At 49.5% G+C, this 20,323-nt stretch carries 15 protein-coding genes and 1 tRNA gene; 9 read left to right on the forward strand and 7 right to left on the reverse strand.

Features of this window, described 5'->3' with window-relative positions; translation table 11 throughout:
- Positions 1-165: 165 nt before the first annotated feature.
- Positions 166-630 (reverse strand): ubiquinol-cytochrome c reductase iron-sulfur subunit, encoded by a 465-nt coding sequence (locus H6G50_RS08670; RefSeq protein ID WP_190715246.1) that lies wholly within the window; start codon positions 628-630, stop codon positions 166-168.
- A gap of 170 nt (positions 631-800) precedes the next feature.
- Here H6G50_RS08670 and H6G50_RS08675 point away from each other — a divergent pair, with 170 nt between their 5' ends.
- Complete coding sequence (locus tag H6G50_RS08675) at positions 801-3,161, forward strand: PhoD-like phosphatase (RefSeq protein WP_190715248.1); 2,361 nt, start codon at positions 801-803, stop codon at positions 3,159-3,161.
- Positions 3,162-3,437: 276 nt separating this feature from the next.
- Positions 3,438-4,487 carry an SGNH/GDSL hydrolase family protein gene (locus H6G50_RS08680; protein WP_190715250.1) on the forward strand — a complete coding sequence of 350 codons (1,050 nt, stop codon included), beginning with the start codon at positions 3,438-3,440 and terminating at the stop codon, positions 4,485-4,487.
- A gap of 252 nt (positions 4,488-4,739) precedes the next feature.
- On the opposite strand, the gene H6G50_RS08685 is transcribed toward H6G50_RS08680, so the two are convergent.
- The 3 genes from H6G50_RS08685 to H6G50_RS08695 form a co-directional block, all read right to left on the reverse strand.
- A complete protein-coding gene (locus H6G50_RS08685; RefSeq protein ID WP_190715252.1) occupies positions 4,740-6,053 on the reverse strand; it encodes a dihydroorotase in 1,314 nt (437 codons plus the stop codon).
- Positions 6,054-6,140: 87 nt separating this feature from the next.
- Entirely contained in the window at positions 6,141-7,421 is a 1,281-nt protein-coding gene (locus H6G50_RS08690) for a serine hydrolase (RefSeq protein WP_190715254.1), read from the reverse strand.
- A 76-nt stretch (positions 7,422-7,497) separates the two neighbouring features.
- Complete coding sequence (locus H6G50_RS08695; protein ID WP_190715256.1) at positions 7,498-8,355, reverse strand: TrmJ/YjtD family RNA methyltransferase; 858 nt, start codon at positions 8,353-8,355, stop codon at positions 7,498-7,500.
- Between the two features lie 134 nt (positions 8,356-8,489).
- Between H6G50_RS08695 and H6G50_RS08700 the strand changes: the two genes are divergently transcribed.
- Together H6G50_RS08700 and H6G50_RS08705 are read left to right on the forward strand one after the other, a co-directional pair.
- Positions 8,490-10,157 (forward strand): DUF697 domain-containing protein, encoded by a 1,668-nt coding sequence (locus H6G50_RS08700; protein ID WP_347239907.1) that lies wholly within the window; start codon positions 8,490-8,492, stop codon positions 10,155-10,157.
- A gap of 375 nt (positions 10,158-10,532) precedes the next feature.
- Positions 10,533-11,675 carry a class I SAM-dependent methyltransferase gene (locus H6G50_RS08705; protein WP_190715258.1) on the forward strand — a complete coding sequence of 381 codons (1,143 nt, stop codon included), beginning with the start codon at positions 10,533-10,535 and terminating at the stop codon, positions 11,673-11,675.
- 3 nt (positions 11,676-11,678) lie between these two features.
- Here H6G50_RS08705 and H6G50_RS08710 read toward each other — a convergent pair.
- Positions 11,679-11,750, reverse strand: a tRNA-Lys gene (locus H6G50_RS08710).
- Between the two features lie 235 nt (positions 11,751-11,985).
- Between H6G50_RS08710 and H6G50_RS08715 the strand changes: the two genes are divergently transcribed.
- Complete coding sequence (locus H6G50_RS08715) at positions 11,986-13,209, forward strand: hypothetical protein (protein ID WP_190715261.1); 1,224 nt, start codon at positions 11,986-11,988, stop codon at positions 13,207-13,209.
- Between the two features lie 10 nt (positions 13,210-13,219).
- On the opposite strand, the gene H6G50_RS08720 is transcribed toward H6G50_RS08715, so the two are convergent.
- On the reverse strand, positions 13,220-16,375 hold the full coding sequence (locus H6G50_RS08720) for a PAS domain S-box protein (protein ID WP_190715263.1): 3,156 nt from the start codon (positions 16,373-16,375) through the stop codon (positions 13,220-13,222).
- Positions 16,376-16,871: 496 nt separating this feature from the next.
- Between H6G50_RS08720 and H6G50_RS08725 the strand changes: the two genes are divergently transcribed.
- The 4 genes from H6G50_RS08725 to H6G50_RS08740 all read left to right on the forward strand — a co-directional run bounded on the left by H6G50_RS08725 (position 16,872) and on the right by H6G50_RS08740 (position 19,790).
- Positions 16,872-17,225, forward strand: coding sequence for a phage holin family protein (locus H6G50_RS08725; RefSeq protein ID WP_190715265.1), 354 nt, complete (start codon positions 16,872-16,874; stop codon positions 17,223-17,225).
- A 131-nt stretch (positions 17,226-17,356) separates the two neighbouring features.
- On the forward strand, positions 17,357-18,247 hold the full coding sequence (locus H6G50_RS08730) for an alpha/beta hydrolase (RefSeq protein WP_190715267.1): 891 nt from the start codon (positions 17,357-17,359) through the stop codon (positions 18,245-18,247).
- Between the two features lie 74 nt (positions 18,248-18,321).
- Positions 18,322-18,471 (forward strand): hypothetical protein, encoded by a 150-nt coding sequence (locus tag H6G50_RS08735; protein WP_190715269.1) that lies wholly within the window; start codon positions 18,322-18,324, stop codon positions 18,469-18,471.
- Between the two features lie 41 nt (positions 18,472-18,512).
- On the forward strand, positions 18,513-19,790 hold the full coding sequence (locus H6G50_RS08740; protein WP_190715271.1) for a WGR domain-containing protein: 1,278 nt from the start codon (positions 18,513-18,515) through the stop codon (positions 19,788-19,790).
- Between the two features lie 190 nt (positions 19,791-19,980).
- Here the strand turns inward: H6G50_RS08740 and H6G50_RS08745 are convergent, their stop codons facing one another.
- Positions 19,981-20,220: a 2Fe-2S iron-sulfur cluster-binding protein gene (locus tag H6G50_RS08745; RefSeq protein ID WP_190715273.1), complete on the reverse strand. Its 240-nt coding sequence runs from the start codon at positions 20,218-20,220 to the stop codon at positions 19,981-19,983.
- Positions 20,221-20,323 lie beyond the last annotated feature (103 nt).

Here is a 20,323-nt window from a genome sequence, read left to right on the forward strand (position 1 = left end):
CGTAATTCGTAATTCGTAATTACAGACAAAATTAATAATTAATTCATCCACAATTATGAAGCGCACAATTCCAAATTGGAGCGAGGCAGTTTTATATCAATCTATAATAAGCTCGCTTATTGCCGCAAAGTTGGGAGTTTCAGCAGACACAATTTTTTCAAAAAGTCAAGCGGTTTTAACTAAAATTGTGTCTTTTTCTTGTTTGGTTTCAAAAGTAGGTAAGGGACTGTCGGCAGGGCCTTTTAAAACTTTCCCATCGAAGGCAAATTCGGAGTTATGGCAAGGACAAACGAGAACTTTTTTGGACATATTGGCGTTAACAATACAACCTTTGTGGGTGCATTTGGCATCAACCGCAGTAATGGTTTTAGTATCGCGATCGCGCAATACCAAAATAGGTTGCTCTGCCTTGCTCTTATCTAACACATAACCGTCTTTATCGAGGGCGGCAGTCGTTGCGATCGCGGCAAAACCGCCAGCGGTTGAAGCCGTTGTGCTAGGGCTAGGACTGGCAGGCGATTCGGCTTTGGGTTCCTCCTTCGTCGTCGGGTTGCAGGCGACGAGAACGACGGGCAAAGAATTCGCTAACGCACCGACTCCCACCCAACTCAGAAATTGACGGCGATCCATATCTTTACCTTTCCTCTTTACAAATCAATACAGTTCGCTCGGTTTTTACTGCGCTTTTCACGCTATGTGTTAAACCTAGAAACCGGGTAACTCTCTTCAATTTTACGAGAGGCGGTGCGAGTTAGCAGAAAAACTCGCTTTCCCGAACAACTTTGCGAGCAAGTGACACGATGGAAACCGAGCTAACGACTAACTGGAATTACACAATTGCACCCGATCGCTTGCCCCTCATTCTAGTGGGTCCGATGTTGCGCCGCACGGAAAGCGATCGCGTTACCGTTTGGCTAGCCCTCAAAAGCTCGCAGCAAGTCACTTTGAGGGTATACCCCACTGAGGAGAAAGGCGCAGAGGTGCAGCGCGATCGCGTCTTGCTCGCGGGAACCGGCACTACCCTTCAACTCGGCAATCATCTACATATTCTCGCCGTTACCGCAACGCCAGTTAACAATTCTTATTTAGAGAGCGATCGCCTCTATGCCTACGATTTAAGCTTCAACGACTCGGATTTGACCCTTACTCAAGCCCTTAACGCCGACGCTTACCCCTTTGCCACCGTCAGTTACTTCCCGCATCAACTGCCAACTTTTGCCCTACCTCCGAGTTCCCTCAGCAACTTCCAACTCGTCCACACCTCCTGCAACAAACCCCACGGCGGCGGGCAGGAAGTTTTCTTTTTATTAGATAACCTGTTAGCCGAAACCGCCGCCAACCCGCAAGCGCGCCCCCACCAACTTTTCCTCACCGGCGATCAAATCTACGGCGACGACGTAGCCGATCCGCTCCTGTGGGCGGTGCAGGGTATCGCTCGCAGTTTATTAGGCTGGGAAGAAACCTTGTGGCTGGGGAATGAGAGGAAAAAACCAAGCAATATTCCCCCCGGAGAACGTACCCACATTGCTGAAACTTACGCCGGTTTGACGGCGATGCTTCCCAAGAAACCCCAAAATGCTAAAAGCCACCTCTTCGCTTGGGGCGAATACTTGGCAATGTACTTATTGATTTGGTCGCCCATTCTTTGGCCGAGAACCTTTCCTAGTGGGGAAAGTATGGGGCGAAAAGGCAAACGCGCGCGCGACTGGATGGGAGAAGCGAAGTCTTCGTTGCTGTTTGCCAGCACCCAAGATGAAATTCGACGTATTTTGGCGAATATCCCGACTTACACCATTTGCGACGACCACGATATCAGCGATGATTGGTATCTAAACCGAGAATGGTGCGATCGCGTCCTCAGTAAGCCCCTCGGCCGCCAAACCGTCCAAAATGGCTTGCTTGCCTACGCCCTCTTCCAAGCCTGGGGCAACACGCCCGAACAGTTCGATCCCGGAACCAACGGCGAACAACTCCTAAAAGCCACCGAACGCTGGTCGCAATCCCAATGCACCGATCGCGCTGCTTGGCAAGAGATTCAACATTTTTTAGGCATTCCCGATCTCGACAGTCAAACCGGCAAACCGAAGTATCGCGCCGATGGCGATGATACCCTTATCCTCGATCGCAGCGATCCCGAAGGGATCCGCGTAGCGGCACGCGCCTTACAATGGCACTACACCGTGCGCAGCCCCATCCACGAAGTCATCGTCACCGACACCCGCACCTGGCGCGGCTATCCCGCCAACGATGTCACCTACGCGCCGCCGATGCTGCTTTCTCCCACCGCCTTCGAGCAACAACTGCATCAACCCCTCCAAGAAGGCAACCTCGCCGAAATCCAAGCCACCTTTATCGTCCTACCCACCAACATGGTCAGTTTGGGCGCGATCGACTTCATGCACGAGTGGGAACTGAAAAAAGGCAATACCTTCGGGAACGATGTCGGCGACTCTTGGAATATTCACGCCGGGGCGTTTATTCGCCTGCTCGAAACGATAACCGAAAAACGAGATCGCGCTATCATCCTCTCTGGCGACATCCACTACAGTTGCGCCGTCCGCCTCACCTACTGGTCGCATTCCCGTCAAACCAACGGCACGCACCAACCCCTACAAGCCGCCATCATCGCCCAACTCACCTCCAGCGCCACCCGCAACGCCGAATGGAAAACCTACGCCATTCACACCAAAATTAAATGCCTATTTCCCGAACGCACCAAATATTGGCTCGGTTGGAGCGATCCCCCGCAACAAGTCGAACTGCCGCGCCGTAAAGCCTTGAAGCAACTTCATTCTCCCGAACCCCCCTTCGGTGACGCTCCCGATTGGCTGTATCGTACTGAGTGGATAAAACGCCAACCCTCGCAGTTACTACCTTGGAGTCAACACCGTTCTGACCTCGAGGCGAAAGCTGGGTTCTGGCGTAAACTCTTCGATCGCATTTTCGCTTGGTTGTGGCGCAATCGCTGGTTTCAAGAAGGGCCCGAAGTCGTCGGACGCAGTAACTTTAGCATCGTCTTTTTTGAAGGTTCTCCGCAGCAACGCCAGCAGACTGTCGTGCAAGAAACTTACTGGTGTCCCCCCTGGAAACCGAATTACCTCGTTAAAAGTCGATACGACGTGCGGATGGAGTTTGAGGAACCCGGAGGTACAGTTAAATAACGTATCACGCTAGTAGAACTGAAAAGCCGGAATTACTGAAGTAATTCTGTTTTTAAATTTGAATGCGAGCGATCGCTCTCAGTAGAAATACTTTTTCCTTTATGAATCTTAAATAAACTGAAGCCTCAGAATGAAGCGTCTAAAATTTAAAAATATAGCGCTGCCTAGCAACATTAGGATATTTTTTTGCCACCTGTCCCAACTGAGAGCGATTGAAATGTCCGAACCTCAATGCGTAGCGCCACAACGATAGGATTTTTCAAAGGACAGATTAGGGTGCAAAAAAAACTGGTCTCGGTAGGAATTGCTCTGGTTTCACTTTTGGTTCCTCTGCCGGTGCGAGCAGCAAATTTTCTCAATGAAATTACGGGAATTTATGCCTTTGGTGACAGCTTAACCGATACGGGGAATCTTTTTAGCGCGATCGGACAGCCGCCCCCCCCTTACTTTCCAGGTCGCATTTCCAACGGATATAACTGGTTAGACTATCTCTCCCAAGGTTTGGGACTATCCAGCCCGACTCCATTTTTTAGCGGACTTCCGGCGAATGATGGGTTTAACTTTGCCTTTACGGGGGCAACCACCGGCTTTGCTAATGTCCTTGATGTCCCTTTTTTCCCCGGATTGCAGCAGCAAATTGGAGCTTTTGTCGCACCTTTACAGGCTGGGAATCAATTAGCAGACCCTAATGCCCTTTATATCCTCTGGGCGGGCGGCAACGATTACCTTCCGACCGACAGTTTGACCTTTACCCCGATAAAGCAAGCCGAACCCGCGATCGCCAATATTACGGACGCGATCTCTGCCCTCGCTAGCGTCGGCGCTAAAAATATCTTAACGGTCAACCTGCCCGATTTAGGCAGTACCCCCCGCGTTTTAGGGCGCGATCTTACCTTTCCCTTATCGCCCGACGACCCCACTCCCGGCGAACTGACAGCATTAGTTAATGCCCACAATACCCAGTTGTCGAGCGCGCTAACAGGATTGCGCAAGAGTTTGGCTCCAGACATCAATCTCATGACTTACGATGTCAACAGTCTGTTCGATAGTGTCCTATCCAACCCTAGTAGCTTTGGTTTCACCAACAAGACCGATTCCTGTTTGTTTGTCGCCGCTTGCGTTTTCGACCCAACCGGACAAACGCAGCAGCAATATGTATTCTGGGATGGCATTCATCCGACAACGAAGGCTCATGAGATAATCGCCCAAGGAGCGCTAACCGCCCTCAGAGAACAGGAAAGTATTCCCGAACCCAGTGCTACAGTTGGGTTAGTCGCGCTTGGTTTTCTAGCGATCGCAACCGCACGCTTTCGCACCCAAAATTAATTCGGTTCTCCCAGCAGTAGGGTGCGTTAGCGAAGCGTAACGCACCAATAACCTGACGGGGGGACGGCGCTTCGACTTCGCGGCAGTCGAGCGAAGTCGAGACTCAGCGCACCGGGGGCGAGGTGAGGAGGAGATGCTTTTACGATGGGCAATTTTGCGGATTTGATATCAACACGAATTCGATAAAATCCTGAATTTTGAAGCCCTGCGAAAAAAAAATTCAGCAAGAATTCCTCTTATCCGGATTTACCATCACGCCTCAAAACTTAATGCTTTTCCCCGCACCTCAGAATGAAGGCGACCTTTTTCCCATGCAACTTGTCCGCCAACAATCGTATACTGCGGCCACCCCGTTAAACTCCAACCTTCAAACGGACTCCAACCGCATTTTGTTTGCAATTCTTCCCGCAATACAGGACGATAATTTTCTAAATCTACTAAGATTAAATCGGCATCGTAGCCCGGTTTAATTAAGCCCTTATTAGGAATTTTATACGCTTTTGCAACGGCTGCGGACATCCAGTTAGAAACTTGCACTACCGTACACTGTCCTTGCATTGCTTGCGTCAACATTAACGGCAAAGATGTTTCTACTCCCGGCATTCCCGACGGCGTATTCGGATAGTCTTTTCCCTTTTCTTCTAGCGTATGCGGCGCGTGATCCGTCGCAATAAAATCAATTACACCATCTAACAAGGCTTGCCACAAAACCTCATTATCTCGTTCCGTTCGTAGCGGCGGGTTCATTTGCGCTAACGTTCCGATTGTTTCATAAGCTGCAACGTTTAAAAGCAAATGCTGGGGCGTAACTTCTGCTGTTACCCAACTCGGTTTGTCAACTCGAAGTAATTCTGCTTCTTCTGCGGTTGATAAATGTAAAATATGCAAGCGACGTTGATATTTTTTTGATAATTTTAAGGCAAGTTGGGTTGCATTTAAAGCAGCTTGATTATCTTGGATTTGTGAGTGAACTGCGGGGTTAGTTTGCCCGGAAAATTGCGATCGCCGTTCCTCAATTCTAGCCCTATCTTCCGCGTGGACGGCAATCAACCGAGTCCCTTTAGCGAAAATTGGCTCTAATTCTGCCTCCGTACTCACTAATAACGCCCCGTGCATCGAACCCATAAAAACCTTAATCCCGCAGGTTGGATTGGCTTCGAGCAAATCGGGTGAATTTTCCGCCGTTGCGCCGATAAAAAAGCCGTAATTAACCAAACATTTTTGGGCGGCGCGCTGCAATTTATCGTCTAAAGTTGCTTGTGTTGTCGTTAACGGGCGCGTGTTGGGCATTTCCAAGAAAGAGGTAACTCCCCCTCTCGCACAAGCACAACTTGCCGTAAATAGGTCTTCTTTATATTCGAGTCCGGGTTCGCGAAAGTGTACTTGTGGGTCGATAACGCCGGGAAGAAGGGTAAGATTAGTTGCGTCAATTTCTGCGGCTTCTGCCTCAATTGTGGAGGCAATTTCGCTAATTTTTCCCTGTTGAATGAGAACGTCGCCTTGGGTGAATTCTCCTTCAGGTAAAAGGATGCGAGCGTTGCGGATGAGGAGGTCGGATAAAGTCATTGATAATGGATAATTGATAATGGTACTAACTTAAAGCCGATTCCAGTTCGATTTTTAATTTTTAACTTTTAATTTTTAATTCAAAATTCACTCTTCAGCCGCCATCTCTTCCGAACTTTTAGCCGGAGTTTCAGTAATATTGGGCGTGGGAGTTGAGACGGGGGTAGCAATGGAGCGATTGAAGTATTGATAGGCGCTGCGAGAAATGTCGCGGATTAGTTGTTTGGCTTTAATATCGTTGTGGGGACGTTGAACCATAACAACGGCGAGATAGCGCTTGCCAGTGGGAGTTTCGATCGCACCCGCATCAGCGACGAGAGAGCCAATATTACCAGTTTTATGGGCAATTGTAGCGCCTTCGTCCAAGCCTCGAGGCAGGAGATCTCTCGTAATGACATTACGCATCATTTCTAAAATGCGATCGCGCGATGCCGCTGAAACCAGTTCGCCGCGCTCCAACTTCGCTAAAACCTTCGCTAAATCCACGGGACTGGTAGTATTTGTACCCTCGACATCGGGCAGATAATTTTGAATTGCCGTTGACGATAAACCCCACGCCCGAAAGCGCTGATTTAAAACTTCCGCACCGCCGAGGCGTTCGATAATCATATTCGTTGCGGTATTATCGCTTACCGTAATCATCTGCGTTACGGTTTCCAACGCCGAAAACTGAGTTCCCGGTTCTTTATACTGCATATTACCGGCTTCGCCCGCGATCGTTGCTTCCGTCATCGTTAACTTTTCTTCTAACGAGACTTTCCCCGCATCGACATCTTGAAAAAATGCAACCAAAATCGGCAATTTAATCGTACTCGCCGCAGCAAAAGTTGTCCCGCCGTCAAGATTCAAATAAACTCCCGTATCCAGATCTGCTAACAATACCCCAGCGTGAAAGTCCGGCGATTTTGCCAGCAGCGTTTGAATTTGCGACTTGAGTTCGGGACTTTCTTGTTTTAGCAGTAAGGCGGGGGGACGAACGGGCGCTGCGGCAACTTTTTCGGCTTTGGCGTTCGCCGATTGGGATAGATAAGACTTGTTGGTTGCTGATATCAACGTTCCGGAAATTGCCCCCACCCCGATTCCGACGATAAGCAGGCGGACGAGATAAAGCGGAAGTTTGGCTAAGTTGGGTTTGCTAGCAGCAGGAGAGGAAGATTTGGGGACAACGGTATCAATCTTTGGGAGGCGGGGGCGCGAAGATTGCGAACGGCGTTGTTGAAAGCGCGCTACGGCGGATGAAGGGCGGCGCTTTGGGGGTAAGGTAGCCAGCGTGGGTGATTTCGGGGCAGTTTTAGCGCGCTGCACTGGGCGCGATGCTGACTTCAGCGGTTGTTTTTGATTCGACCCGATTTTGTTCAAACGCCGCATTCTCCACCTCCCTTTGCATTTCTCGACTAAGCGCGATCCGCTGCACGGATCCCTTCGGGCGCGCAATCTCAAAATTCTACCGCTTCTGCGAACCCGATTCCATCGCCCATTCCATTTGCCGCAATATCCCGCGCAACAAAGCAACTTCTTCGCTGCTGAGGGCGGCGCGATGGAAGAGATGGCGGAATTTTTCCATACGGGCGGTAGCAGTATGAGGATAAAGATAGCCGATCGCCAGCAACACTCGCTCGAGATGTTGGTAATAGTTTTCTAAGGAATCGAGGGTGGCGGGGAGGGAGTGAGGGGGTGAGGGGGTGAGGGGGTGAGAGGGTGAGGGGGTGAGGGGGTGATGGGGTGAGGGGGTGATGGGGAGAGAGGGTGAGGGGGTGAGGGGGTGATGGGGTGAGGGGGTGATGGGGAGAGAGGGTGAGGGGGGAGAGAGGGTTAATTGATAGAGTTCGTAGGCGCAGACAACGACTGCTTGGGCGAGATTGAGGGAGGAATATTCGGGGTTGGCGGGAATTTCGAGGTAGCGTTGCGCGAGGCTGAGTTCTTGGTTATTTAAGCCGCGATCTTCGGGGCCAAAAATGAGGGCGGAAGTGAGGGTTTTATCCTCTAGAAGCCAGGGTAAAACGGTTTTTGGGCTTTCGAGGGGTAATGGGCGCTTGCGGTTGCGTGCTGTCGTTGCGATCGCGCGGTGACAGCCTTGCAATGCTTCGCTCAAACTCTCCACAATCCGCGCCCCCGCTAAGATATCGCCTGCATGAACTGCCATCTGCCGCGCCTCTTCGCTATTGCGATCGCAATGGGGCGAAACTAAAATGAGTTGCTCTAAGCCCATATTTTTCATCGCGCGCGCGACGGAACCGACGTTTAACGCCCCCGCCGGTTCGACGAGGATAATGCGGATGTTTTTTAGGGAGGAAGCAGCCATGTTTTGGAGAATGAATGGTGAATAATGAATGGTGAATAATGAATAATGAATAGTAAATGATAATTATAAATTATGAATGATGAAGGGTGAGTGATGAGTAGTAGGGTGGGCAGCGCCCACCAGCGAAGACTAGGGTGCGTTTAGAAACGTATATTTACAAGTCAGTAGCGCTATACATTTCGGCAAACGTTCGACTGAGCGGTTCGAGCGAGCCTCGCCAAACTCTTACCGAAGTGTGCCACACCGATCCTGCCGAAATGCTCAATGACCGCGAATTACGAATTACGCACTATTCAATATTCGCTCGGACTCGAGTTAGAGTAGAAGAAGATTCAGAGGAATTGATGGGAGGGAAGAAGATGGCGGTGAAACTCAACAAACCCATTTTAATGGGAGGTTTGGGAGCCTCTTTCGGATTGTGGCTGCTGTTGAATGTTAAAGAGTCGGTTTTTCAGGTTGGCGAGTATGGTTTGTTGGCGACGATGGTGTTGGGCGGTGGCTTCTGGTTGTTGAAGTCGCGATCGCCTGCTAAACTGCCTTGGGAAGCTGCGATCGCACCGATGACGAAGGAACGGGTTGAGGGCGCGATCGCACAAGCGAAAACAGTTTTAGCGGCGGTGCAAACTGAAGTTCCCGAACGAGATTTAACCCAACTGCAACAAACCCTCGCAAATCTCCCCGAACGTCTCAACCGCAAAGCGCTGCAATTAGCGGTGACGGGTGGAAAAAATACGGGCAAAACGGCGTTAACGCAGTTACTCAGCGCGCCTGAAAGCGAGGAAACTTGGATTGAAACCGAACCGTTCCTCGTCAGCACCGAAGCGACGGATGCAGCGGCAAAAGTAACGGCTTTAACCTCCGATTTAGCAATCTTCGTGGTTGCGGGCGATTTAACCGATTCAGAACTGAAAATCTTAAAACAGTTGCGCGGGGAAAATCAACGCCTTTTGCTCGCATTTAACAAGCAAGATCGCTTCCTGCCTGAAGAACGAGTTGAAATCCTGCAACAATTGCGCCAGCGCGTTTTTGGCTTAATTCCGGCGGATGATGTCATCGCGATTGCTGCCGCCCCTTCCGAGATGAAAGTTCGCCAGCATCAAGCGGATGGTTCGCAGCAGGAATGGATGGAAGCCCAAGAACCGGAGATTTCGGCGCTGCGCGATCGCCTTTCAGCTATTTTAACAGCGGAACGCGAACAATTAGTTTGGGCGACGGCGTGGCGGGAAGCGATGCAACTGAAAGCTGAAGCCAAAGCCATTTTAAATGCAGCCCGACGCGATCGCGCTATGCCTATTATCGAGCAGTATCAATGGATTGCCGCCGCTGCTGCCTTCGCTAATCCCGTCGCCGCGCTGGATTTGCTTGCCGCTGCTGCCATTAGCGGACAAATGCTTGTAGATCTCAGCGCCATTTACCCCCAAAAATTCTCCCTCGCCCAAGCGCAAACCGTTTCCAGTACGATCGGACAATTGATGGTGAAGTTGGGGATTGTCGAACTCTCTACCCAAGCCATTGGCTCGATTCTTAAGAGTAACGCGATGACTTATGTTGCTGGGGGTGCGGTGCAGGGGGTGAGTGCAGCGTATTTAACCCGCCTTGCTGGTTTAAGCGCGATCGAATATTTCCAAGAAGTGGAATTAAGCGCTGCTACGGGAGAAGAGTTCAACCGCGATCGCTTTAGCAAAATCCTGCAAGCCATCTTCCAACAAAATCAACGTACTGCATTTTTACAGGATTTTGTCAAGAGTTCCTTAGCGCGTCTTGCTCCGGAATCGAAAACTGCTGAAGCCGTTTCGAGCTAATTCTTGCCGATAGATAAATTTTGAGAGCGTAGGTGCGAAGAGTCATTTGCACCTACGTTTCTTTATCGCGATCGCTAGATTTTATCTGTAGGACATTCGTGTCAACTTAAGGTGAAACACTTAGCCCGCCAAGAACTCAAGTTCTTGGCTAATAGCTCAAGTCCATTAAAATGGACTGAATTTCCGAGTCATCTTTAGATGACTTGAGTTATTAGCCTTGGGTTTGAACCCAAGGCGGGCTAGGTGAGCGGGGGGTTAAGCTTAAGTTGACACCCATGAGCAATGCTCTGCCCTAATTTGGCTCGTTTTTTTATCGAACTCATATTTTATTTGAGTTAAAATTAACGTCTATTAATCCCTATAATCATTAAAACAATGAGCGCTCCCGAACCCGTTTTTCGCTGCTCTCAATACCAGCATGACTTGCTTCCTCAAGGTTCTGTTAGTGCTGCCGATTTAGAATTCGCTCGCGAAGTCAAAGAGTTTCGAGTTTCCCTATTTAAACTTTTTCAAACTAAAATTGATGCGGCGATCGCTGAATCCGAGCCAGAAATCGATCCCAATCGTCTTTACCTTCAAATTCGTAAAGTTCTCGACAATTGTGCAGAAGTGCAGCAAGCTCACGAATACCGAGGTATTCTTCAAGACAAAATGTGGGCGAGCGTTTCAACTCAAATTCAAGCAGAGCGGCAGCGCCTTGAAAGCGTTTATCAAAGTCATTGGCAAGGGAAAGGAGCGCTCGAACTCAATTCAAATCTCAAGCTGCCTCTGCATCAATTGAAAACCAATATTCATCGAATGCCGGGAGGTTATCTCGATGGGAACGAAGCCGAACCCTTTGAAGTGGGAGCGCTCTACGATGCTGGAACTTTTTTGTACGGATTGGGATGGTTTGGCCCGCTCAATGACGAACTCGGTCATACTCTAATTAACCAAGTTATAGCGCCTTATTATCCCGATTTTTCTCCCCAAACTATTTTAGATTTGGGCTGTGCGGTCGGCCACAGTACGTTACCGTATACCGCTGCTTACCCAACAGCGAAAGTTTGGGGAATCGATTTAGGTGCTTCGTTGTTGAGATTTGCGATCGCGCGGGCGAGAATTTTGGAGAGTGAGGTTTATTTTGCCCAACAAAATGCCGAAAAAACAGACTTCGACGATCGCAGTTTCGATTTAGTCGTCAGTCATATTTTGCTGCATGAAATTCCAGCCAGCGCACGGCAGCGCGTTTTTACTGAAAGTTACCGACTGTTGAAACCGGGCGGGCTAATGGTGCATCTAGAGAGCATTTTATTCCTGCAACCTCCAACTTGGGTAGCGCGGTATTTTCGGGATACGGAAGTGTGGGCAAATTCAGAACCTTATCTGGCTTCTTCAAAGTTTGAAGACTTTGGAGTTTATGCTTTAAAGGCGGGATTCTCTCCCGATAGCTTTCAAATTCGTTATGTACCGAGCAATGCAGCAGCGCGAGCGGGGCAGCAGCAAGCGAATTGGGTTGCGTTTTGCGCAGTCAAATAAAAATGGGTGACCGGGGGCTCGAACCCCGAACCAGCGGATTAAGAGTCCGATGCTCTACCATTGAGCTAGTCACCCTAAATCGAGGTATTCTTAATGATATCTGTAAGCTATTCTACACTAATCTGTTAGAGAATTCGTGCATTCGAGTCTTGATTTCAAGCGCGATCGCCCCCTAACAGTCTGCTTCGGACGTTTTAGCCTAATTGTGACTTTTGAACTTTAAACTTTAAGTTTTATGTCAGGCTTCCGTTTTCCCTTTTTCAAATCTTCCCGCCCGAAAAGTTCGCAAGCTCCTCCTGTTTCCCCTTCAGTGAGTTCTATTCAATCGCAGAAAAATAAAACTCTTGCGGACTTAGAACGAGAACTCGAAGCTGAAGCCCAATTCATTCAAACGCGCCCGGTTCAGCCTGCGCCGAAACCCAAAAAAAGCAACTTTTTCGGCAAACTGATTGGAGTAGCAGTATTGTTAGGGTTGCCTGTCGGACTGATTTGGGTTGCCAATCTCCCTTACCCGGTTATTCGCCGTCCCGTCGCCCAAAAAGCCCCCCTGCTGCTGCTGCCGAGTTACGCCAGCATCGATCGCAATTATCGCGAAGGAATCATCAATCTCGAAACCGCAGAACAGTTGTTGCAAAATACAACGAGTGCGGCTGATATTGCTTTAGGGAAAGAAAAGTTAGCAGCGGCGAAGCAAAATTTCGATGCGATTCCGCTCTGGTTTGTGGAAGATTGGTCGGACTACGATTATTGGTGGTATCGATCGCGCTTCGATCGCTTTGCCTTCAATCAGTACCGCGCCCAGATCGGACAACTCGAAGCGATCGCCTTCCAAGAAGGCAACGCCCAAACCTCCTTATCAGGGATTGAAGGAGGAATTAACGCCGCCAAACAGCGTTACGCGCAAGCGACGACTCCGGAAGCCAAACAAGCCGCGATCGCGTCCTGGAAAGCCGCGATCGACCATTTGGAACAAATTTCCGGTCAGACTAATGCAGGCGAAACTGCCCGCAAAAAATTCGCCACTTACTCCCGCGAGTTTGAAGATATCATGGCGAGTGCTTCGCGCAGCGATCGCGTGACCACCGCCGTTGCTGCCGCCAAAAAGTACGCATGGCAAGCCGCTAGTGCCAGCCAAAACCCGCCCCATAACGTCGCTCAATGGCAGCAAGTCGAAACCTTCTGGCAAGAAGCGATCGACCAACTCAAGCCTATTACTCCGGACGAAGGAAGCGGTTACGTTGAAACCCAAGACTTAATCGCCCAATATACCGCCAACCTCGAACAAGTTAAAATTCGTCGCCTTGCCGAAGAAGCTTCCTCCGAAGCACTCGAAAGCGCCCAGAGGAAAATCGAAAGCTTGTTAGCCAGTACGCCGAACGATTCTACTCAGGTTAATTGGACGGGAACCGCCGCCCAGTTACAAGAAATTATCCGCGAACTCGAAAAAGTCGATAACGGCACGATGGCTTACGCTAAAGCGCAAGAACTCCTAAAATTTGCCAAAGCCAGACTGCAATCGATTAATAAATCTTAATTTTTTATTGTTAATCTTTATAAACAGCAACGCGATCGCGGCCGCCCTTCTTTGCCTGATAGAGGGCGCGATCTGCCCCATCTATCAAGGCTTGCCAACTGTTCAGCCGCGTCGGAACGAGGGCCACTCCCCCCAAACTCAGCGTCACGCGATCGCAAACCGGTGAAGCCGAATGTTCGATATTCAACCGCTTCACAGCCTGTCGCAACAATTCTGCAATCCACCGCATTCCCTGTTCGTCCGTATGCGGTAGAACAATCGCAAACTCCTCGCCGCCGTAGCGCGCGACTAAATCGGCAGGGCGCTTCAGCGTGCGGCGCAAAGCTGTTGCCACCCGACGCAAACAGCGATCGCCTGCCGGATGGCCGTAAGTATCGTTATAGAGCTTAAAGTAGTCGATATCGCACAAAATCAAAGACAACGAACTTTTTTCTCGCGTCATCCGCCGCCATTCTGCTTGCAGGTAAGCATCAAAACAACGACGGTTCGCCACTTGCGTCAAACTATCCACCGTAGCGAGGTGATGAAGTTTTTGATTGGCCTCCTTCAACTTCTGATACAGTTGCGATTGTTGAGTCGCAATCCCCACTTGAGTCGCCAGTTGTTTGAGGAAATCGATTTCTGCTTGTTGCCAGAGGTGAGGGGCTTCGCAGTGATGGGCGACGAGCAAGCCCCAGAGATTATCGCCTTGGAAAATGGGAACGACTAAATTCGCGCTGATTTGAAAGTGTTCGAGCAAGCGATAGTGACAGGGGGTTAGGTTTGCCGATTGGAGGTCATTTAAAACCTGAATTCTGCCGTTTTTATACGCTTGAACCAACTCATCACGAAAACAAGGATCTCGCACGGTCTGACCGAGTACGGGTATCCAAGGTTCTCGTACCGATTCGGCAACAACCGCTCCGCTCCAATCGGGGTTAAACCGATAAATTAATACGCGATCGTTTTGAAGAAATTGGCGCACTTCCTCAACGGTTGTCGTGAGGATCGTATCCAGTTCCAGCGAGCGGCGGACGCGCTCTTGCATCGCTCCGATGGAACGTTCTCGCTCTGCTTGCCGCTTTAAATGGTCTTCGGCTTGTTTGTGTTGGGTGACTTCGAGGACTGTTCCGATCTCGCCTTGGTAGCGCCCTTCCGCATCGCGCAGGGACGTGCTATTCCCAAGAACCCAAAAGACTTGACCGTCGGTTTGCCGTTGAAAGCGAAATAAGGAGTTGCGATCGCGCCGTTCGGGTTCTTTCGCCCATTCGCTTAAGACGCGATCGCGATCTTCGGGATGGAGCGCTTGCATCCAACCTTTACCGTAAGCCTCCGTCGGAGTCATCCCCGTTAACTTACACCAAAAGGGGTTGACAAAAACGATATCTTGTGAGCTATTGGTTTGAAAAATACCAACGGGGACGCGATCGGTCAGGATTTTGTACTGCGCTTCTCGTGCCTGCAAGTTCGTGCAAACTTCCTGCAAGCTGGTTTCGGCAAAAATTCGATCTCGGATATCTTGAATCACGGCGACGAGATACTGCTGGGAGTCGGAGCCTTCGCGCAGCAGGGAAGCGGTAAAATTGACCCAGATCGATTCCCCGTTTTTGTGCCGGTAGCGCTTTTCCATCGAACAGCTAAAGCATTCTCCGCTCGACAACTTTTGAAGCCTGCTTTGATAAAGCGCCCGATCTTCGCCCTCCGTTAACTCGATCTCGTTGAGCGATCGCAACTCCTCGCTGCTATAGCCCACAATTTCACAAAACTTCTGATTGGCGCGGCAAAAAGAACCGTCGCTGCCAAACAAAATAATTCCCATCGCCGCCTGTTCAAAAATTGCCCGGAAACGATTTTCGCTCGCCTTGAGGGCTTGTTCGGCGGATTTGCGATCGCTAATATCGCGCACTAAAACTAATACCTCATCTTCGCCGCAGGCAACCGTGCGCGACTCGTAATCCAGCATCTTGCCGTCATTGTCGCTTAACTGATACTCGCAAGTTTCTACCTTCTCCCCCTTCAACGCTTGCTCGATATTCTCCATCCCCAACTCCGCGTTCTTGGGGGGTAAGACCTCTCTAAAGGTTTTGCCGATCAGTTCGTGGGAAGGCAGAACGGCATGAAGGGCTTTTGTTTCTTGACAATCGAGATAGGTTCCATCCCGGCTGACGCGAAACATTAAGTCCGGAATCGCGCTTAACAGCGCGCGATTGGTCGCCTCGCTTCTTTGTAGGGCTTGTTCGGACTCAGCGATCGCCGTCAGATCGAAGCTAATTTTGAGTAAATATTCAGGAACTCCTCGCGGGTTGGAAATCAGAATTTTTTGAGTTTGCAAGCGCGTTTGCTGGCGATCGCGCAAACTATCGTGGGAGGGCGCGCTCGTGGGTAGCGTTTCTTCAACCGTTTGATGAGTCGCACCGCTGGCTAAAAAAGCGCGATCTTCAGCGATGATGCGATCGGCGATTTCTGGTGAGAAAAGGTCGCGATCGGTTTTGTCGAGCAGTTCTTGCTCCGAACAACCGAGGAGTTTTTCGGCGGCGGGATTGGAGTAGACAAATTTTAAATTCTGTACTTCTTTAACAAAGATGGCATAAGGGATATTCTCGATAACCGCATCAAACAATTGCGATTTCCGTTTAGCCTGACTCTCCGCACGCTTGCGATGATGCTTTTCTTGATGCAGCTTTTGTTTTAAGCGAGCGAGTTCGGCATTTTTTGCCCGCAGGAGATTCGCGAGTCGATCGCGCTCCGATTCGAGCTTTTTGCGATCGCTGATATCGCGACAGAGGTACAATTTTCCGCCCTCCGGAGCCGATAGCAGTTTAACCTCAATCTCAAACCAGCGCTCTCGTCCCATCTTATCCCGGAGCGCTCGATCGAGCCTCCCCTTTTCTTGACCCGCCATCTGTCCCTCAATCTCCTGTAACCCCTGCCCAAACAACTTTTCGATAGTCCCAAATGCTTTCACTTCGCCCACCGTGTAGCCAAAGAAACGCTCGACATTGGGGGAAATCAGCACGAACCTCTCTTTTGCGTCAGTCATCAACACGACATCGGAGCGGAAGCTGAACGGCTTGCCTTTTGAGCGCTTGGTTTCCCGCACCCGAAAATCGCTGCCCGTTAATTTAGCTTCTGATTCCATCTCTGGTTCAGCGGACGAGACCGACAAATCTTTCTTTTCAAGCGACATTGAAAACCTCCCTCCTAAAATTCCCTGAAATCCACTGACAATCGATAAAAATGCCAGCCAGTAGGGGGGGACAAGCTTCAATCGTCAATTGTAGGAGGCTACAGTCGAAAGAACCTCGGTTGGGACATTGAGAGTTGCGGGCGCAGATGCGAATCATTCACAATATGGGAAAAAATATTTGATCGCTCACTCTGGATTCAGGATAGGAGATTAAACGAAAAGTGACATAATCTCGATCGCCGCACTCCGATCTTGAAAAATTGAAAATTTTGGAGCTAGTCCCCTTAACGGGCAGTAAACCTGTCATTTTCCCTGGAAATACCGCGCTTGCTCCTCCTTTTCTCGTTGTCGGAAAGATTTGGAGCTTTCTGAAAGTAAGGACAATTGCAATCCACTACTACTTTAATAAACACATTCTAAGCACCTTTCTCCGGATCGATTTTCTCAACTCTTTTCCCCTACAATGAGGAGACTGTTTTGCGCTTCGTTCGATCCCATGACCCACTTCATTGCCACTTGGATCGTTACGGCGATCTCGCTCCTCATCACCGCTCGAGTCGTACCGGGGATAGAAATTGACAGTCTTTCTGCTGCCTTAACCGGCTCGGCGGTTTTTGGTTTGGTTAATGCGATTGTTAGACCGCTCCTGATTGCATTCACCTTGCCTCTGACCCTCGTGACTCTGGGTTTATTCTTGCTAGTGGTAAATGCCATTTGTTTTGCCCTAGCTAGTTATTTTACGCCTTCGGGGTTTAGAGTGGATGATGTTGGCGCTGCATTCATCGGTTCGATCTTGCTGTCCCTCGTTTCGAGCTTGCTACATCTTTTTTTCGTTCGCAAGGAACGTTAAAATTTTTCATCGCGCGCTTCGGGTTGCCCCTAAACGTTAGGAAATTGAGTATAAATCATAAAAATTGTCAATTTATCATTCATTGCTAACTTATTATTGAGAATTCATCCCTAACCATTTACATTAATTTAATGTTTCCGACTTTTATTCCAGCGGCAGCAGAACGATTGAGCGAGGAAACATCGATCGCTTTCTTGCAACAAATGCAGTGCGAAGCCATCGCAACGCCCTTATCGACAAGCCCCATCCCGACCACTTACGTCAGTCAAGGAAACGGCGGTACGCCCATTCTCCTCCTACACGGATTCGATAGTTCTGCTATTGAATTTCGTCGTTTGTTGCCCTTATTAGCCGCAGAAAATGAAACTCGAGCGGTGGATTTACTCGGATTTGGCTTTACCGATCGCGCCGTCGGCATTTCCTTCGGAACGCAGGCAATTAAAACTCATCTCTACGCTTTTTGGGAAGCATTAATTCAACAGCCTGTTATTTTAGTCGGGGCTTCGATGGGAGGAGCAACCGCGATTGATTTTGCACTGACTTACCCCGAAGCCGTATCTGCTTTAATTTTAATCGATAGTGCGGGGTTGACAAATCCGCCTTTAAGCAGTAGGTTCATGTTCTCGCCGTTGGATTCCTTCGCGACAGAATTTCTCCGCAGCCCAAGAGTCCGACAACAAATTAGTCGCGCCGCCTACTACGATAAAAGTCTCGCTAGTACCGACGCGCAACTCTGCGCCGCCCTCCATTTAGAATTACCGCAATGGAATCGCGCGATCGCAGCTTTCACTAAAAGTGGCGGTTACGGTTCCTTCGCCGCTCGACTCTCAACCCTGCAAACGCCAACTTTGATTATTTGGGGTCAAAACGACCAAATTTTAGGGACGAAAGCCGCCCAAACTTTTCAGCAAAAAATACCCAATAGTACATTAGTTTGGATCGATCGCTGCGGTCACGTTCCTCACTTAGAAAAACCCCAAGAGACTGCAAAAGCCATTTTAGATTGGATTGCAGTGGAGTGAGCAATAATTCGTAGCTCAAGAGCAAGTCAAGCCGTTAGTTCTGTATATTGACTTTTTAATCAACGTTTGTTAGTATGGATTCAGATCGAATTCAGCTATACAGAATTGAGTCGGGGTGGCGCGAGCGATCGCCCTCCCAAGGCATCGCACCAATACAAGAGCGCGGTTTAGTTCGAGGCGAAACGAATTTCGCATCGGCTCGAATTGTAATTGCACCGCACTGAAAAGGCAACGCAAACTTACTAAAAACGAAAACCTAAAACCGATGAGTACCGCAGTCGTATCGCGCGCGCTCTTGGAGTGCTGCACCCTAATTTACGTTGAAGTGGCGGAAAATTCCAATAAAGTTTGGAAGGGCAGCGCTTACAACGATGGAACTTTTATTGCCGAATGGGGCAGAGTCGGCGCTCAGTTGCAGTCGCAGCAAAAATCTTACCATTCCGCGAAGCTGGCGCTCGATAAGCTCGAACAAATGAAGCAGCAAAAGCTCAATAAGGGCTATACCGAAGCGCAAGTTCTCGCCGACGACGGTATCGATAACCAGCCGACGCAGCAGGATTTAGAAGCGATCGCGGCTTCCCAAATTCGCTATGGTGAAGATGCGCGCGCCCAGCAATTAATCCGCTACTTAACAGAAGTCAACATTCACGAAATCGTTTCTCAAACCAACATTGCTTACAACGCGGCGACGGGAAACTTTAGAACGCCGCTCGGGCTTGTTACCCGCGACGCGATCGCCCAAGCTCGATTGTACCTCGAACAAATGGCCGCACCGCCCCGAAAAAGCGATCGCCTCCTGCGCCACCTCGTCAGCCAATACCTGCGCCTCATCCCCCAAAAAGTCGGCATCCGCTTAGACGCATCGATATTTCGCACCAAAGCCGAACTACAACGCCAAAAAGAACTGCTAGAAGCGCTCGATACTGCCTTAATGCAAACCGAACCGAACCCGAAAATTTTCGACTGTAGCCTGCGTCGCGTTCCCGGTAGTACCCCCGAAGGGCGATCCACTTTCCACCAATTGCGGGAACTTTACGAATCCACCCTCAACCCCCACCATTTAACTGCTAATTACAAACTGCGGCGCATCTACGAAATCGAAATTCCGTCCATGCAGCGCGCCTTCGCCCAAAAATCTAGCGCTATTGGCAACGTCAAACTCCACTGGCACGGAACAAAAGCCAGTAACTTACTCAGCATCTTCAAGGGCGGCTTAGTGATTCCCCCTAGCAGCGCCATTCAATGTACGGGACGGATGTTCGGTAACGGCATTTATGGTTCCGAACAATCGACTAAAGCCCTGAATTATGCGACTAACTATTGGAATGCTTCTGGCAGTGGGAACCAACGCGCCTTCATGCTTTTGTGCGAGTTTGCGATGGGCAAAACCTTCCACCTCCAAAAACCCAAGCGCAGTTATCCTCTTCCGGGATTCGATAGCACTTATGTGCGTCCGGGGATGGCTAATGTCATTAATCAGGAAAGTATTGTCTACGATGCCGCTCAGGTGAATATTAAATATCTGTGTGAATTCGTTGATTGAAATGTAGGAACGTTGCATACAATCAATTCTTTAACCCGTTGTAACAGTAGGGACGTTCAATTGAACGTCCCTTTTGTAGGGGCGGGTTTAGCTAAAACCCTTGCTATGATGTGAATTCAGGAGTGCAAAACCCGCCCTCTTCAAGTTAAGGTTATTTTCGTCAACCTACTTATACTTAAAAATCGAGATCTTACCAAAGCGGATCGGAGTATAAATGAATGGTCAATTCTTCAAACCCCGCAGGAACAGCCGTAATACAAGCGCAGAAAGGAGTTCCATCGTCGTATTCTACCTCGCAAGCATGGCAGGATCCCATCAGGCATCCCGTGGGGATAATAACGCCCGCGCGTGCCGCTACTGACAGCATCGGTTCTCCCACACGAGCTTCTACCGTCACATCATCGGGTAAAAAGTGAATTTTAACGCTCATCTTTTGAGGGGTTTGAGTGGCTCGATGCTTCTTTTCAACTCATACAAGTTTAATACGAAGTTGCCAAGAATTGGGATAGAAAAAGAGGCAATAGAACCGTTAC

The sequence above is a fragment of the Oscillatoria sp. FACHB-1406 genome (assembly GCF_014698145.1).
Classification (GTDB): domain Bacteria; phylum Cyanobacteriota; class Cyanobacteriia; order Cyanobacteriales; family Spirulinaceae; genus FACHB-1406.